This is a genomic window from Streptomyces lunalinharesii (assembly GCF_039532155.1).
GTDB classification, from domain to species: domain Bacteria; phylum Actinomycetota; class Actinomycetes; order Streptomycetales; family Streptomycetaceae; genus Streptomyces; species Streptomyces lunalinharesii.
Genome location: NZ_BAAARK010000043.1, coordinates 23,070 through 40,103 on the forward strand (window position 1 = coordinate 23,070; position 17,034 = coordinate 40,103).

At 68.6% G+C, this 17,034-nt stretch carries 10 protein-coding genes; 7 read left to right on the top strand and 3 right to left on the bottom strand.

What is annotated here, in order from left to right:
* Positions 1-108 precede the first annotated feature (108 nt).
* Entirely contained in the window at positions 109-3,114 is a 3,006-nt protein-coding gene (locus ABD385_RS35680) for a type I polyketide synthase (protein WP_344583732.1), read from the bottom strand.
* Positions 3,115-3,311: 197 nt separating this feature from the next.
* Here ABD385_RS35680 and ABD385_RS35685 point away from each other — a divergent pair, with 197 nt between their 5' ends.
* From ABD385_RS35685 to ABD385_RS35700, 4 genes are all read left to right on the top strand, one after another.
* Complete coding sequence (locus tag ABD385_RS35685; RefSeq protein WP_344583734.1) at positions 3,312-6,461, top strand: amino acid adenylation domain-containing protein; 3,150 nt, start codon at positions 3,312-3,314, stop codon at positions 6,459-6,461.
* Positions 6,461-7,645 (top strand): cytochrome P450, encoded by a 1,185-nt coding sequence (locus tag ABD385_RS35690; RefSeq protein WP_344583736.1) that lies wholly within the window; start codon positions 6,461-6,463, stop codon positions 7,643-7,645. The genes ABD385_RS35685 and ABD385_RS35690 overlap by 1 nt, the downstream gene beginning before the upstream one ends.
* Before the next feature lie 86 nt (positions 7,646-7,731).
* A complete protein-coding gene (locus ABD385_RS35695) occupies positions 7,732-8,139 on the top strand; it encodes a RidA family protein (RefSeq protein WP_344583737.1) in 408 nt (135 codons plus the stop codon).
* Positions 8,132-9,148, top strand: a complete 1,017-nt coding sequence (locus ABD385_RS35700; RefSeq protein WP_425585552.1) for an alpha/beta hydrolase — start codon at positions 8,132-8,134, stop codon at positions 9,146-9,148. Before ABD385_RS35695 ends, ABD385_RS35700 begins: the two co-directional genes overlap by 8 nt.
* Positions 9,149-10,129: 981 nt before the next feature.
* Here the strand turns inward: ABD385_RS35700 and ABD385_RS35705 are convergent.
* Positions 10,130-11,317, bottom strand: coding sequence for an ATP-grasp domain-containing protein (locus ABD385_RS35705; protein ID WP_344583741.1), 1,188 nt, complete (start codon positions 11,315-11,317; stop codon positions 10,130-10,132).
* Positions 11,318-11,367: 50 nt separating this feature from the next.
* The gene (locus ABD385_RS35710) at positions 11,368-12,585 is read right to left on the bottom strand and encodes an MFS transporter (protein ID WP_344583743.1); all 1,218 of its coding nucleotides are present in this window, start codon (positions 12,583-12,585) and stop codon (positions 11,368-11,370) included.
* 784 nt (positions 12,586-13,369) lie between these two features.
* Between ABD385_RS35710 and ABD385_RS35715 the strand changes: the two genes are divergently transcribed.
* The 3 genes from ABD385_RS35715 (at position 13,370) to ABD385_RS35725 (ending at position 17,032) form a co-directional block, all read left to right on the top strand.
* Complete coding sequence (locus ABD385_RS35715; RefSeq protein ID WP_425585553.1) at positions 13,370-14,257, top strand: aminoglycoside phosphotransferase family protein; 888 nt, start codon at positions 13,370-13,372, stop codon at positions 14,255-14,257.
* A 388-nt stretch (positions 14,258-14,645) separates the two neighbouring features.
* On the top strand, positions 14,646-15,776 hold the full coding sequence (locus tag ABD385_RS35720; RefSeq protein ID WP_344583745.1) for a polysaccharide deacetylase family protein: 1,131 nt from the start codon (positions 14,646-14,648) through the stop codon (positions 15,774-15,776).
* Between the two features lie 5 nt (positions 15,777-15,781).
* A complete protein-coding gene (locus tag ABD385_RS35725) occupies positions 15,782-17,032 on the top strand; it encodes an FAD-binding protein (protein WP_344583765.1) in 1,251 nt (416 codons plus the stop codon).
* Positions 17,033-17,034 lie beyond the last annotated feature (2 nt).

The following is a 17,034-nucleotide window of genomic DNA, read 5'->3' on the forward strand; positions in this document are numbered from 1 at the left end:
CCGCCCACGGGCGCATACGGCTGCCGCTCCGGGACCTGAGGTCCTGGAGCGGCAGCCGTATGCGTGGCCGTCTTCCTCCGTGCTGCCGCGCGCGATGCGGACGGACAGTCAGCCTGCCGCGGCAGCGGGCAAACCCTGCTCAAGAAGGCTTTGGACCAGGGTGGTCTGCGCACCGAGTGTCCGGCAGACCAGCAGGTCGCGGACCGGCACGCGGACTTTCAGTTCCTTGCGCAGGCGCTGGGCGAGGCGAGTGACGACCAGGGAGTCACCGCCCAAGTCGAAGAAGTCGGCGTCCTCAGCAAGGCCCTCGTGCCCCAACAACTCCGCCCATTGGCGGGCCACGAGCGCCGGTACGTCCGTACCCCCAGCGGCCTGATCATCTCCCTCATCAGGACGGCCGCCCCGGGCTGCGTCGGCCGTTTCGAAGGGCGCAGGGGCGGGGGGCCCAGCGGCGGGGCGGCCGCCGGCCGGACGGACAAGGGCTTCCGGCGCGATCCGGGAGGGCCCCGCGAACAGGTAGCCGGGCAGGTGGACCGGCTCGCCGGCCCTGCACAGGGCTCGGGTGTCGAGGGGCTGCCCCATAGCCCATAGGGTGCCGAGCGCCTCCAGGACAGCCACGCCGTTGTGTGCCGAGCGGCCAGGATCGAGCGGCACGGCGGTGAGGCCTGCGGCCTCCGCCATGGCCGACACGGCGCGCCCCGGCCCGGCCTCCACCACCACCGCTCCGGGGAACCGGGCGGCGAGTTCCTCCAGGGCCTGTGCAAAGCGCACCGTACGGCGCGCCTGTGTGGCGAAGAGCTCCGGTCCGATCTCCGCTCCTGGCAGCAGCAGTTGGCCACAGTTGGTGGCCCACGAAAGTGCGGGGGAACGCAGGGGGGTCCGGGACAGTTCCTCGGCCAGCGGCACGAGCGCAGGCTCGATAAGACGGGAGTGGAAGGCACGGCTGGCGGCCAGCCGCCAGGTCCGTACCCGGCCGTCCAGCCATGCGTCGAACGCTTCGACGGCCGCGGGAGTCCCGGCCACCACGGTGGCAACGGGAGAGTTGACGGCGGCGATCTCCAGTTCAGCCGCCGCCGCGGCCAGCAACCCGCGCGCCTCGTCCTCGGCGCAGGCAAGAAGGAGCATGGCCCCCTCAGGGCAGTCCTGCATGGCCTGGCTCCTGACGCACACAAAGCGGGCCGCGTCCCGGAGGCCGATCACGCCAGCGACGCAGGCGGCGGTGACCTCCCCGAGGCTGTGCCCGATCACTGCTGCAGGGAGGATGCCCAGACCCCGCAGCGCCGTGGCGGCGGCGTACTCGACCGCGAAGAGGGCGGGCTGCGCCAGGTCGGTTCGTGCCAGCTCCTGCTCGGGGAACGCCGGGTCGAACAGTGCGCGGCGGAGCGGGTTGGCCACGGCAGGCTCGAACACCTCAAGGCAGTCCTCGAGAGCGGTCGTGAAACCGGGCAGGACGTTCGCCAACGGCCCTGCCATGCCCGGGCGCTGGGAGCCCTGCCCCGGAAAAGCCAGGACGAGCGGCGCGGGTCCCTGCTCCAGGCGGCTGCCGCGGATCCCTCCGGTCCCGGACGTCAGGTGCCCTGCGATCTCGGCAGTGGTGCCCGCCACGACGGCGAGGCGCTCGGAGAGGGCGGCCCTGCCGGTCGCGAGCGTGCGGGCCACGTCGGCCGGTCGCGGGCCGTGGACGGCCAGATGGCGGCCCAGCCGATCGGCCGAGCGGTCGAGGGCTGCGGCGTCGGCGGCAGACAGCAGTACGAGGTGTCCGGAGTGCGCGGCGTCCTCCGCCGCAGGTACGGGCTGCGTGCCGGCCCCGGCAACGGGGTGAGGTGGCTGCTCTACGATCACGTGCACGTTGGTGCCACCCACGCCGAACGAGCTCACCCCTGCACGCCGGGGCTCGGGCCCCGTCCACATTCCGGATTCGGCAGGCACGAACAGAGGCGTGTCCTCCGTCTCCAGCAGGGGGTTGAGCCGGGAGAAGCCCGCCACAGGCGGAACCACGCCCTCGCCCACCACCAGCAGGGCCTTCATGAGACCCGCCAGTCCGGCCGCGTTGTCGAGGTGTCCGGTGTTGGCCTTGAGCGCGCCGACGGCCACCTGGCCCGGCCGGGCGCCGGCCGCGCGCAGGGCCGCCGAGGCCGCGGACCACTCGATGGGGTCACCAATGCTGGTTCCTGTGCCATGGGTCTCCAGGTATCCGATGCTCGTGCCGTCCACGCCCGCCGCCCCCAGAGCGGAGCGGATCACGTCCTCCTGGCCACCGACCGAGGGGGCGTAGTAACCAGCCTTCGCCGCACCATCGTTGTTGACCGCGGTACCGAGGATGACCCCGTGGGGGGTGGGCCCGTCCGTGAGGGAGTCGGACAGCCTGCGCAGCACGACACAGGCCACCCCCGAGCCCGCCACCACTCCGTCGGCCGCCGCGTCGAAGGGCCGGCAGTAGCCCGAGGCGGAGTGGATGCCGCCGGGTATCCGCAGATGCCCTGTCTGAGGGTAGGCCATTCCGGCGGCCACAATGAGTGCTTGGTCGCACTCACCGTTCAGCAGAGCCTGGACGGCGAGGTGGACGGCGACCAGGGAGGATGAGCAGGCGGTCTGAACGGCCAGCGCGGGCCCGGTCAGATTGAGCTTGTACGAGATGAGGCTCGCGAGGAAGTCCGGCTCGTTGCCATGAATGGCGTCTTCAAGCGTCAGCGGGTCCAGAGCGCCGCCGGCGATCATGCTGCGCAGGTAGCCGCTCCCACTGGCAGAGGCATAGACGCCGGTGACGAGTCCGGTGTCGAGCGGATTGGTCCCGGCGTCCTCCAGAGCCGCCCAGGCGCACTCCAGCATCAGCCGGTGCTGCGGATCCATGATCTCAGCCTCTCGCGGGCTCACCCGGAACAGCGCGTTCTCGAACCGGTCGGAATCCGTCAAGTGTCCGTGTACGGGCACGAAATCTGGGTCGTCCATCAGATCCGCGGGCACACCGGAGTCTGCCACCTCCTGCTGTGAGTACCGTCGGGTGAGGACGCGCCCCGTGATCAGCGAAGCCCACCAGTCCGCAAGGTCCGACGAGCCGGGGAACCGGCCAGCCATGCCGGTCACCGCAATGTCGAGTGAATGGTCGCGTGCCATGTATCCACCTTCAATCAGCACGGGGCGCCACCTCACAGCACGTCAGGCGAACCTGACTTCGTCTCTGCGGGCTCTTCCCTAGGGGTCGTCGACACGAGGTTGCCAGATTAGGCAACTTCATGGCAATGTCGTTGTCAAAGCTGGTGGGCGGCACGGGAAACCCGGGCTGCCGTGTGGAGCAAGGGGAGAAGGACAGCGTGCGACCAGACCCTGAGTGGACCGCCGGCCCCCCGAACATCGCACCCGGCGGGGGCCTGCACGAGGCGTTCTCCCGCCGGGCCCGCGAACGGCCCGGCGCAATCGCCCTCGTCGACGGGGACCGCGCCTTGACTTACGCGGAACTTGACGCCGTGGCCGACGCCTGGGCCGCCGGGCTCGCCGCCGCGGGCGTCTCCCACGGCGACCGAGTACCGATCCAGCTCCCCAGGAGCACCGAGTTAGTCGTCGCGCTGCTCGCCGTACTGAAGGCCGGTGCCGCGTACTGTCTGCTGCCCCCCGATTGGCCGGAAGAGCGGACCAGCGATGTACTGAGCGCCCTGAGGCCCCCGTTGCTCGTGGCCGCAGCCGACGGTGCATCTGCGGGGTACACCCTGCTCGTCTGGTCACCGCCGACGAGTCCGGCCGTCGCCCCGGTCGGGTTCCAGCCAGCCACGGTCGACGCCGCCGCCCCTTGCTGCGTGTTCTTCACTTCCGGGACGACAGGCCGGCCCAAGGGCGTGGTCAGTCCGCACAGGGCTACCGCCCGCCTCTTCCAGCCGGGCGGCTTCGCCAGGTTCACGGGCGGCACGGTGATGCCTCTCGCCGCCCCCACCCCGTGGGACGCCTTCTCCCTGGAGCTGTGGTCGGTCCTGCTCAACGGTGGCTGCGCGGTAATCGTCACCGACCCGTACCTCTCCCCCACCGCCCTGACGGAGGGCGTGTCACGACACGGCATGGACACCGTGTGGTGCACCGCCAGCCTCTTCAACTTGATCGTTGACGAGACCCCGGACGCGTTCAACGGACTACGCCAGGTCCTCATCGGCGGCGAGCGCCTGTCCGTCCCCCACGTCCGCCGGTTCCTGCGCCACCACCCGGACGTCGTCCTCATGAACGGTTACGGGCCCGTGGAGTGCACCGTCTTCGCTACCACCCACCGCATCACCGAAGCCGACTGCGACCTGCCCGGCGGCATCCCCCTTGGGCGCCCCGTCCCTGGCACCCAGGTGTACGTACTGGACAGCCAGCGGGAGTGTTTGGTGGGCGAGACGGGCGAAATCTGCCTCGGCGGCGACGGGCTGGCACTGGAGTACCTCGGCGACCCCGCCCTGACCGAGGAAAAGTTCCCCCATGTACGCGTCGACGGGCAGGACACCAGGGTCTACCGCACCGGCGATCTCGGCCGGTGGGGCGCGGACGGCCTGCTGCACCTGGAGGGCCGAGCCGACCGCCAACTCAAGATTCGCGGCCACCGCGTGGAGCCCGCCGAGGTCGAGAGACAAGTAGAGCGGCTGCTCCCCGCCGTGCGGCACTGCCGGGTGGTGCCCCGAGGTGACGCCGCCCGCGGTGAGCGCGAACTGTTGGCGTTCTGCATACCTGCCCGCCCTTCGGATCCGCTGAGCGGCGCACTGGCCACCCTGCACGGCGCCCTCGTCCCCTACCACCGCCTTGCCGCGGCGGTGAGCGTTGACGCCTTCCCACTGACACCGCAAGGCAAGCTGGACGAGCGAGCCTTGCTGGCCCTGGCGCCGGCTCAAGCGCCCAACATGCCTGCGTCGAGGGGCACACGCCCCGGCACGCTGCGGGATCCGCTACTGCGGGCCGTGGCAGAGGGGTTCGCCACACTGCTGGAGACCAACTCCGTCCCGCTGGACGTGCCCTTCGTGGAACTCGGCGGGACGTCGCTCAAGGCCGGACGGCTGTGTGCCCGGCTGTCGGCCCGGCTGGCCCGACCGGTTCCGGTCGCCTGGCTGTACGAGCATCCGTCCGTCGCGGGTTTCACCGCCCGGCTCGCCGCCGGTCAGCCCGGGCCAGATCTCGAGGAGTCCGCCGAGGCAGCTGTCTCCAGCGAAGTCCCACTCTCCCCAGTCCAGACGATGCAGCTGACCCGGCAGCTACTCGACCCGACGGACCGCACCGGGCACTGTCTGCTCACCTGGGTCGTCGAGGGCGAACTCGACCAGTCAGCCCTGGTGGCGGCCATCGCCGCAGTGCACGAGCGGCACGAGCCGCTGCGGGCCGCCTACCGGCTCGACCCTCGCCCGGGGGCCCATCCGACGGACATCCCGCCGCCGGTCCTAGAGGAGCTGCCTCCCGAGCCCTCCGTCGACGCAGCGCTGGCCTCGGCACGTTCTCTCCTGGGCGGCGAACTGCTGCCCGAGGAGGGCGAAGTTTGGCGCACCGTCCTGGTCCCCGTCAAGGCCGGGGCGCCCGGCGAGCCGGTCTCGATCCTCGGCTGCGTTGTCCATCACGTTGCCTTCGACGGATGGTCCGAGGGCGTGCTCGCCGACGACCTCGCCACCGCCTACGAAAGCGCGGCCAGCTCCTCCACCGGGTCCTCAGCGCTCAGCCCACAGCCCTCGATGACCGCACTGTCCCGCCGGGCGCAGGCCCGCAGGCGGCTAGCGGCATCAGAGCTCCACCTCTCCCGGCTGCGCGCCGAGCTGGCCGGCGTCCCGCCCATACGCTGGCCCGGAGCGCCTCTGCCAGGCGGGCCAGGAAGGATAGATGCGGCGCGGCCCGCACCGGGCCGTATCGAAGTGGTGCTGCCGCCTTCGACCCTCGCCGCCGTGGACGGCGCCGCGGCAGCAACTGGTGTGACCCGCTTCGTCGTCCTGCTGACACTGTGGGCGACGAGCCTGGCGGAGGTGACGGGCCAGTGGGACTTCGCCGTCGGCGTCCCCGTCGCCCAGCGCGACGACCCCGGGCTGGAAGACGCCATCGGCTGCCACATCACCATGCTCTGCCTGCGGTTGCGGGACGCGGCTCTGCAAGGTGACCGGGCTGCCATCGAGCACACCGCCCGGATCGTCAGACAAGCCCTGGCAGCCCAGGAGGTGCCGCTCTTCGACGTCCTTGACGTCGCGGCCGCCCCGGGGCCCGGCCAACCACCTCTCTACCAGACTCTCTTCGCCTATCAGGACAACGCCTTGCCACGCCTGGCCCTGCCTGGGGCCCGCACCACCTTCGTACGGCAGCCCTATCTCGACCTTCCCCTCGAACTGCACGCCGAGCTGTGGCCTGAAGCGGACGGACAGCTGCGCCTCGAAGTGGCCTTCCGGCCGGATGCTGTCGCGGAGGAGACCGCCCGGGACGCAGTCAAGCTCTTCACCGAACACGTGCACCACCAGGCCACAGGAGCCCTGTGATGACAACCGCCCCGACCATCGGACCTGCCACGCTGACCGATCCCGAGACACACGCCACCAGCGACCCACACGCCCTGTGGACGTGGATGCGCGCGCACGCCCCTGTGCACTGGCACCCCGCGACAGACCTGCCGGCCTTCTGGTCGCTCACCCGGCACGCGGACATCCGAGCCGTCTACCGGGACACAAGCACCTTCAGCTCGGCACGCGGCGTGCTGCTGCGCCCTGCGAAGGCCGGCGACGATCCCGGTGGCGGCCTCACTTTGGCCCTGACTGACGCTCCGCGCCACAAGCAGCTGCGCGTCCTCATCGCAGACTGGTTCAACACTCGTGCCGTACGCGCCCTGGAGGGCTACGTACGCTCGGCGACCCGCGCCGTACTCGACCGGACCACGGGAACGCCGGGCTGTGACTTCGCCACTGATGTCGCGGGCCGGCTGTCCCTCTCCGTGATCTCCCACATCCTCGGAGTCCCTGACGAGGACCATGAAGACCTGTACCGCTGGACCAACGAGGCGTTCGAGGCGCACAGCTCGCTCGTGGCTCACCCCGACATCGTCGGGTACTTCATGGAGCTGCTGTACCGGCGCATGGAGAAACCGGCCGGCGACCTGTTGAGCGCATTGGTCCACGGTACCGTGGACGGGGAGCTGCTGACCGAGGAGGAAGCGGTCCTCAACTGCGAGAACCTAATAGGGGCGACGGAAAACGGGCGGCTGGCCCTTATCGGCGGCATGAAGGCATTCCTCGACCATCCGGACCAGTGGCAGCGCCTGCGGGATGACCGAAGCCTGCTGCCGAGCGCGATCGAGGAGATCCTTCGCTGGACCTCTAGTGCCACGCACAGCATGCGGGTGGCCGTCCGCCCCTGCGAGATCCGCGGGCGGCGGATCGAGGCAGGCGACCGGGTCGTGCTGTGGCTGCCTTCGGCCAACCGCGACGAGGCCATGTTCATCGATCCGTACCGATTCGACGTCTCACGCAGTCCGAACCGGCACATCGCCCTGGCGGCCGGCGAGCACTTCTGCATCGGCAGCACGCTGGCCAGGGCTGAGATGCGCATCCTGTTCTCCGAACTCCTCGACTCGATGAACGCCATCGAACCTGTCGGTCCCGCCCGGGCTTTGCGGTCCATCGCCGTCAACGGCCCGGAGAGCCTGCCCGTGCGCATGACCGCCGGGTGACCTGCACGCATCGCGGACCTGCGGGCCGCCTTCACACCCGCCAGGCGCAGTCCTGGCCATGACACCCACTACCGGAGGACTGGATCATGCTCGACCGTCAGCTCAGCCATTTGCCGGACCCCGCCGGGGTCTTCCCGAGCTCGGGCTACACCCATGTGGTGTCCGGCCGGGGACGGCTCGCAGCAGTTTCCGGCCAGATGGCCTTCGATCCCGAGGGCGAACTGGTCGGCGCAGGCGACCCGGAGGCGCAGGCACGACAGGTATTCACCAACATGAGCCGCTGCCTCGCCGCGGCCGGCGGGAGCTTCGACAACGTCATCAAACTCACCTACTTCGTGACCGACGCCGCGTTCATCCCCCGTATCCTCGCCGTCCGCGACGAGTTCATCGACACCAAATGCCCGCCGGCCAGCACGGTGGTGCAAGTGGCCGCCCTGTACCAGCCCGACCTGCTGCTCGAAGTGGACGCACTCGCGCTCCTGGATGATGAGTGAGGGCGCTGTGACCGACACCGCCGCCCGCCCCGGCCAGCCGGGCACCACGACGCCGCCTCCGTTCGACACGGAACTGGCCGGTCCCCTGCACGACATCCTCGCCGGATTGCCGATGCCGCTGACACCCGCACTCATCCCCGACCGGCGCCGGCGCTCCCTGGCGGGTCGGCTGAGCGACGCTGAGATCCGCCGGGATGGGGCCTTCGTGATCGAGGAACGACAGGTGCCTGGTCCGCTAGGCGCAGCCGAGGTCACCCTGCTGATCTGCCGCCCCGCCGGCGCAAAGGGAGCAGTCCCAGCTATCTACCACACCCACGGCGGCGGCATGGTCGCCGGAAGCCACCGCAGTACGGAGCTGGCCGGAGAGTTGGACCGGGCGCAGGAACTCGGCCTCGCCGTGGTCGCCGTGGACTACCGGCTGGCCCCTGAACATCCCGGCCCCGCTCCGGTGGAGGACTGCTACGCCGGGCTGATGTGGCTCGCGGATCACGCCGACGGCCTTGGTCTCGACCCCAGCCGCATCGTCCTGAGCGGGAACAGCGCGGGCGGAGCACTCGCCGCGGGCCTCGCTCTGCTCGCCCGTGACCTCGACGGTCCCAAGCTCAGCGGACAGCTGCTGCAGTTCCCGATGCTCGATGACCGGTGCGACTCCGCCTCCGCACGGCAGATGGCACGTGTGGGTCTGTGGGACGGGCTCTCCAACCAGGCGGGGTGGACCGCTCTGCTGGGCGGGCGGCGCGGTACTGCGGACGTCCCCTGCTACACGGCGCCGGCCCGGGCCGAGGACCTGTCGAGGCTGCCTCCGGCGTTCATCGAGGTGGGCTCAGTGGAGGCATTGCGGGACGAGGGCATCGCGTACGCCAGCCGCATCTGGCAGGCTGGCGGAGAAGCTGAACTGCACGTGTGGTCCGGAGCCTTCCACAGCTTCGACGAGTGGGTGCCCAGCGCGGTGGTCTCGCGCACTGCGCACCAAGCGCGCGTCGGCTGGCTGCGGCGGGTGCTGAGCTGAAGGTCAGTGCGGCCCGCGTACTCGGCGGCCGTGCTGGTGCACGGCGTGCTGACGAAAGTCGGGCCGCCTCCGCCATTGCTCCGTCGAGGATGTGCCAGTCGGCATGCCTCGCGGCCGCCTTGGCGGAATCGGACCGTGGCCGCAGGTAGCGACCGAAATCTCTACGGACACCGGACCATGGCTGGCCTGCTCCCGTTCAAGGTCGCGACGGGCTTCCGCTGCAACATACTCCCTTGCGAGGGCCGAAGCGCACCTGTTGGAACAGCCGGTCGCCTTCGCCTCCCGGGCCTGACGCACAAGGGCGCAACGCGATCAACCTGAGTCAGCACGAGGCGGCACAACCGGATCAACGGCGGGGCTGGCCTTCGGTCGCATCGCGCTTCCCTCCGCGGCGGGACAGACGAGAAGGTACGGCCACCAGCGTTCCCGGGCCGGACCCGGGAGGCCACCCAGATCAGAAGAACGTCCGGAAAACTCGACGACGGCCTCGCCCTGGGGCGCGGGAATGAGTTGCGATTTTGCTGGACGCACGCACGGGTAGGCGAGCCCGAAGTCAGCTCGGGGGCGCCGAGGCATGGCGGACACGCCGAGCGTCATACGCACCGAGGCGCTGTGGCACGCAGGGTACTTGCAACTCTTTGCCACAGGTGGTGCGCATCGCTGCGAGGCAGAGCGTGCGCCCCAGGCTGTCCCTGCGCTACTCCTTGGTCACCGCGAAGGACGTGATGCGTATGGCGTCCTGGTCGGGGCACCCCAGCATACGCAGCCGCCCGCTAGGACGCTGTCCAGCCGTTCCGCCCAGTTCCGGGACGGCGAATGTCCTGGCGGGTCTTGTTCTCAGCTGGGCGAGGGACTCCTCCTCGGTGGAGAGAGGACCACGTGAATGTGCTCAGTGACGTCCAGCCAGGAGCGGGAAGACAGTTCGGCCTAGCTGCTACGGGCGATGGACACTGCGTGGCAGTAGATGAGCTGCTTCCGCTGTCATCGGTTCCCGGTGGGCTGGGTGGAGTCGTTGGTGCTCGTGTGGATGTGGAAGAGGTTGTCGATGTAGGTGATGCGCCGGGTGATCTGCGCTTCGTCGGTGGCGCGCATAAGGACGAATCCTGCGTAGATGGAGGAGTCGAGAGGGCCGGTGAGGGTGTCACCGATCTTGGTCTTGACTTCGGCGTGGATGACGCCTTCGGCCGCGAGGAGTTCCTCGGCCCGAGTGACGGAGGTGACGGTTCCCACCGGCCGGGGCAGCATGTACTGGATCATGTGATCGGTACGCGGCTCGCAGTCGGCCGCGACTGGTTCGCCCAGTTGCGCGGCGAGGAACGCATCCCACAGGTCCACGCCGTACTGGTGCCGGATCTGGGCGACAATCCCACCTCCACCGGGCCGGCAGGCAATCTCCCCAATTAGGTATCCGCTGCCGGTCTTGAAGACCTCCAGATGCGTCACGCCGTCCTGCAGGCCGAGGGTGGTCACAGCCTGTTCGTGCAGGGCAGCCACCGCCTGGGCGTCGGGGTGGGCTTCGGACAGCGTGGCAGAGCCGATCACTCCGCCGACGCTGTCCAGGACGGGCTTGAAGTAGCGGGAGACGGGAGCGAAGCGCACCTTGGCGTCCACGACGACGCCGTCGCAGTGGAACTCCGCGTCGATGTCGACCTTTTCCTCCGCCATCAGCGGGAAGGGGGCCACCCGCAAAGCCTCGGTGCTCTCAGCCATGCCCAGCGCGCGCAGATGCTCCGCGTCCCGCACCACCACCACGTAGCCGGAGCCGCCACCGCAGGCGCGTTTGACGACCAGGGGCCAGCCCAGTTCGGTGCTTGTTTCCGCAGCCTCCTCCAGGCGGCTCAGGCGGCGGAATGCGGCCACCGGCAGGCCCGCGGCGGCCAGTTTCTGCTTCATCACGAACTTGTTCGAGAACGCGTTTGCGACCTCGTATCCGGTCCCGGGAAGACCGAAGTACGAGCGGATGTACCCACCGGCTTGCACGCTCCACTCCGACGGCGAGACCACGTACTCGAAAGGATTGCGCTCCCGGATCCGCAACGCGGCCAGCCGCACCTGAGTCAGGTCGGCTACGGAGTCGACGATCTCCACATCCGTGCCGTCGTCGTAGAAGTGTCGGTACTTCTCAATGGTGACGGCGGTGAGCCTGACATCCGGCCGGTCCTGCAGCAATCGGGCAGCGATCCGGCAGTTGGAGTTGACGAGCAGAACGTTCCTTATGGTCATCGTACGACCCCTTCCGTAACCCCCGTAACGAAGCGGTTTTCAGGCTTACTCCGGCGACGTCCGCCCACAATCGTCCATATGAGGACGGCCAGTACGGCGGCAACGGTGACCGGGAAAAAGACGCGGAACGATCCGGTGAGACCCACGGTGAGCCCCAGCAGCAGCGACGAGACGGGGATGGCACCGGTGACAAACATCCGGATGACGGTGTTGACCCGTCCCGTGAACTCGGCGGGGATCTCCTGCTGGCGGTAGGCCATCGTCGTCGAGTTGACCCCACCCTCACCGAAGGACAGCACGCAGAAGCCGATCACGACCGCGAGCGGCGAATCGATCAGCAGTCCGAACGCCCCCAGGGCGGCCACACCAAGCCAGACGCCGACCCGGTGCCGCCGCCGATCGTCGCGAGACGGGGCCAACGGACTCACCCAGGCCCCTAGCGCCGCGGCCACGGCAGCGCAGGACACCGCCACGCCCATGGCCATCTTCGACCAGTGCCACTGCGCCGTGCCCACGGTCAGCAGGGTGGGCTCCAGCGCCCCCGCCCCCAGGTTGTATAGCGCCACCGCTGCTGTCAGCCATTGCAGATCGGGCCGGGAGCGGAAGTAGCCGATGCCTTCTCGCAGCAGTACGCCAACAGATCTGCGGCTCTTCTCGACCCGCTCCGCGGCCTTGGGGAGGGACAGCGCCGCGACGGCAGTGACCAGGAAGGTGGCTGCGTCGATCTCCAACGCCCAGGCCGGGCCCACTGCGGCGATAGTCAGCCCAGCGAGGGCAGGGCCGGCGAACCGGGCAGTGAGCTGCGCCGAGTTGAACCAGCTGGATGCCTGGTCCAGGCGTTCGCGGGGGACGAGCGCCGGTATCAGCCCGTAGTCCCCGGCCACGTCGGAGACAACCTTCGCCAGCCCCATCACGCACAGGGACACAAACACCAGCACCACCTGGCCCACGGCGAGCAGCAGAGGGATGATCGCCACGCTGACGCACTGGACCAACTCGCCCGCGACGAAGAGAGTTCTGTTGTCGTACCGATCGATGTACGCGCCGAGGAAGGGGGCGGCCAAGTACGGCGCCGTCTGCGCCGCCATGCTCAGAACCCCCAGCAGACTGGACCCTGTTGCCTCGACAAGAGCCCAGGGAATGGCCAGGTAAAGAAAGGTGTTGCCGGCCATGGATATTGCCGTGGCACCGGTCAGCAGCCAAAAGGATTTCATGAGACTCCCGATCGAAGTCGTCCGACATCTGCCGCCCACGCCACCGACCGCATGGGCAGGACATGGAGGGCGGACTTACAACTGGCGCCGAGCCATGGATCCGCCGGACGGCAGGGAGCAACCACCCCGATGTTGCCATCAATTGCCCCATCATGGCAACCTTCTTGACTTGATGACCTCTCTCACCACAGGGTCACGCCGAGCGTTTTCCACCGGTAGGTCCGACTACTCGACGTTCTTCAGCATCTCCACCAAAACCTTCCACGCCTCGGAGGTCAGGTAGAGATTTCGTCACGCAAAGAACTTCCTCACCCAGCGCCGCTTGAGTTGGGCACGCTACTGCCACTGATGCCCTTCCCTGACAAGCTGTTGAGAGCCTGCAGCCGAGCTCCCCGGCCCGATGGGTCAGCGACGTTTACCGAAGTCCGACACTCTGACACCGACAACTCCTGCTACTGGACAGGTGTTCCGGTGGACGAGAGCGTCGCCTCCTCGGGTACGTTCTTGCCCTGCCCGCTTCAGGGATCCGTGAGCCACCTCACCGCCCCTCGGCAAGAGCAGGCCTGTGTCGATTACCTCTGCATTCGACCGAACCGTCACAAGTGCACCAGCGCTGCGCATGCATCCGGGCCAGGATGGCCCTAGGGGCAGGCGCCACTCCTGCACGACCCGAACAACCGATGGACAGCAATCATTGGCAAATCTCCTTGCCATCGGCCTAATGACATCTCGGCGATACCTTCAAGACGCCGACCAACAATGAGATTGGGTGAGCATTCAACATATGGCGAAGATGCATACAGATGAAGCGGACATCGACGAAGACCTCGTCCAGCGGCTGCTCCGTGCCCAGTTCCCTCAGTGGGCGAACCTGCCGATCCGACGTCTGGTCTCCGGAGGAACGGTGAACGCGATCTACCGTGTCGGTACCGAGCTGACTGTCCGGCTGCCTCTCACCGCGAGCGGTGCCGAAGGGCTAGCCCAGGAGGCCCTGTGGCTGCCGAGACTGGCGCCGGTGGTGCGCGTCAGCATCCCAACAGTGGTTGGGACGGGCGAGCCCGGCGAGGGCTACCCATGGGCATGGTCCATCCACCAATGGATCGAGGGCGACGTATTGGTCGAGGGTCGAGTGGCTGAGTCTGAGCTTCTGGCCCGCGACCTCGCGGCTTTCGTCACCGACATTCGCAAAGCCGACCCCTACCACGCTCCCCCGGCATACCGAGGCGCACCGCTGGCTACCGCCGACGCGGGAACTCGGGCCGCGATCGAGGTACTTGGGCGCACAGATGAGCCCTTCGACGCCGACGCTGCCCTCGCTGCCTGGGAGGCGGCGCTCGCCGCACCGACCTGGTCAGGGGCACAGTACTGGACCCACTCCGATCTCATGCCTAGCAACTTGCTGGTCGCCGACGACCGTCTAGTCGCGGTGCTCGACTTCGAAACCGCGGGAATCGGCGATCCGGCCATCGATCTCATCCCGGCGTGGAACCTGCTACCGCCCTCTGCGCGGCGAACCTTCCGCGACCGCGTGGATGTCGACGACGACACCTGGGCCCGTGGCCGCGGGTGGGCGCTGTCCATGGCAGTCATTCAACTGCCGTACTACCGGAACACCAACCCGGTTATCTCCACCAACGCCCGCTACGTGATCAACCAGGTCCTCGCTGACTAACGAAGAGGCAAGAGGGGGCGGGCGTGACACGTGGTAACCGTCCCCTCATCGCCCCACCGCTACACGACAGGGCCGCTCGCCCCAGGCAGCCAGGCTACGGGCTGCTCACGGACCGCAAAGAAGCCCGTGCCGCGAACAGCCCCCGTGACCACTCCTGTGCACATACGCCAGTGATGACGGGCGGCGGGCGGGGCGACATACGCGCCACCCTTTCCTCTTTTGACGAGTGGGCGATCGACGTGATCTGTACGCGCCGCCCCCAACTCCGGGTCCACACCGATGGCCAGCAGCCCGGAGCCCCACACGCGGGTGGCACATCCTAGGCACTCTATTGCCAATAGCTTGACAACTTGTGCGCCGATCAACAATGCTCGTCGATCCATGCGGCATGCGCTGGCTACAGCAGTCACAAGCCAAACCGCTGGCCGGCCATGACAAATTTCGTGGCACGAGTTGCCAGGCTGGAGGGCAGATGCTCTATTCGGGGATCGGCTGGAGTGCCGACGGCTTCACGGTGGATGTCATCGACGAGAACGGGGAACGCCAGCAGCCCGTGAGGCTGTTCGGAGCCCGGGACACCCAGGAATTGGTCGGGTACCTGCAGGGTTTCGAGAATGCGCTCGTCGCTGTGGTGGACAGCACCAACGGGGTGCTCGACGGACGCATGATGGCCGGAGGGCTGACCGTGTACCGGGCGGATCCTCAGTTGCTGGGCGTTCGGCCGGACTTCGGGTCCGTGCCCGCGGTGGACGTCGCAGCCGCCGCGCGGCGAGGGCTCGGAGCTCTGTCCCGGTTGCAACGCGACCGGGGGACCCAGACCGGGCGGGAGGACGACCTCGCGGCGTTCGCTCGGACGAGTGAGCAGACGCTGGGCGAGTGGACCAGGCGGGGCACCTGCGCCAGCCGGGGCAGCGGTGAGCGCCGGGAGGTCTCGTTGACTTTCGACGACGGTCCGCAGCCGCCGTACACCGGGCAGGTGCTGGACATTCTGCGGCGCTACGGCGTCAAGGCCACCTTCTTCTGCACGGGGATGTACGCGAAGGCCTATCCCGAGTACCTGGCGCGGATGCGGGAGGAGGGCCACGGCGTCGCCAACCACACCTGGTCGCACCCCATCCTCTTCGAACTGACACGGCCCCAACTCGACGAGCAGCTGGAGCGCACCAACGAGGCGATCGCCGAGGCCACCGGCGGCCCCGCGCCCGCGCTTTTTCGACCGCCGTACGGGTCGCGCTCCCCCGAAGTGTTGGGCTGGCTCGCGGAATCGGGGCTGACCACTGTGCTGTGGGACGTGGCACCCGACGACTGGCAGATGCCCGGCGCGGACACCATCGCCACCCGGGCAGTCCAGGAGGCCAGGCCTGGTTCGATCGTGCTGCTGCACGACGCCGGCGGTGACCGCTCACAGACGGCGGCCGCCCTGGCTCCGACGATCGAGGGGCTGCTGGAGCGCAGTTTCACGTTCGTCCCGGTCGAACAACAGCTCGCTGCACCCGCGCTCACCGGATGGGTTGGGTGAGCACGATGATGCGGAAGCTGAGCAATTGGGCGGATAGCCTGACCTACGGCGCGCGCCAGGTGCACGAGCCGCACACGCTCGACGAACTGCGTTCGCTTGTTGCCGCAACCGACCGCATCCGCCCGCTGGGCAGCGGGCACTCGTTCAGCGGGGTCGCGGACACCACCGGCGATTTGGTGCGTCTGGACCGGCTGCCGCAGTCCGTGGTGATGGATACGCAGAACAGAACCGTGACGGTGGCGGCCAGCATGCGCTACGCCGAGCTGGCGCAGCATCTGCACGGGGCCGGCCACGCGCTCGGCAACATGGCCTCGCTGCCGCACACTTCGGTAGCTGGCTCCGTGGCCACCGGAACCCACGGGTCGGGTGACACCCAGCGCTGCCTCGCGGCGGCAGTACGCGGCTTGGAGCTCGTCGGGCCGGAGGGCGACCTGATCGAGCTGCGGCGCGACACCCACGGTGACGAGTTCGCTGGCGCGGTGGTGGCGCTGGGCGCACTGGGAGTTGTCACCCGGCTCACCTTGGACATCGAACCCGCCTACGAGGTGGCCCAATGGGTCCGGCTAGACGTGCCTCTGGACGAGGTCGCCGAGAATGTGGACGCGGTGTTCAGTGCCGCCTACAGCGTCAGCTTGTTCACCGACTGGCGCAGCGGGCAGGGGGCGGTGTGGCTCAAGCACCGCACCGACCGGCCCGGATCCGGCTGGACTGGAGGACGTCCAGCAACCCGATCAGTACACCCGGTGCCCGGGGTAGATCCCGAATCCAGCACCGAGCAGCTGGGCGTGCCCGGTCCCTGGTACCAGCGGCTGCCGCACTTCCGACCCGAGCTCATACCTGGCGCCGGCGCGGAATTGCAGTCGGAGTACTTCCTGCCCCGGGAGCGCGCGGCCACGGCGTTCGCCGCGATCCGGTCGGTGGCCAACCAGGTCGCCCCGATGCTGCACATTGCCGAGGTACGCACGGTCCGCGGCGACGACCTGTGGCTGAGCTCCGCCTACGGACGGGACACTGTCACCTTCCACTTCACCTGGCACAAGGACTTGCCCGCGGTGCGGCCAGTGATCGCCGCCGTCGAGGAGCTCCTGATGCCACTCGGTGCCCGGCCGCACTGGGCCAAGCTCACCGAGACCCCGGCCGTACGGATCATCGCTGGCTACCCGCGGGCGACGGACTTCGCTCGGCTCGCCGTGAAACACGATCCGGACGCAAAGTTCCGTTCCGCATTTATCGATCAATTATTCGTCAATTCGTAGAA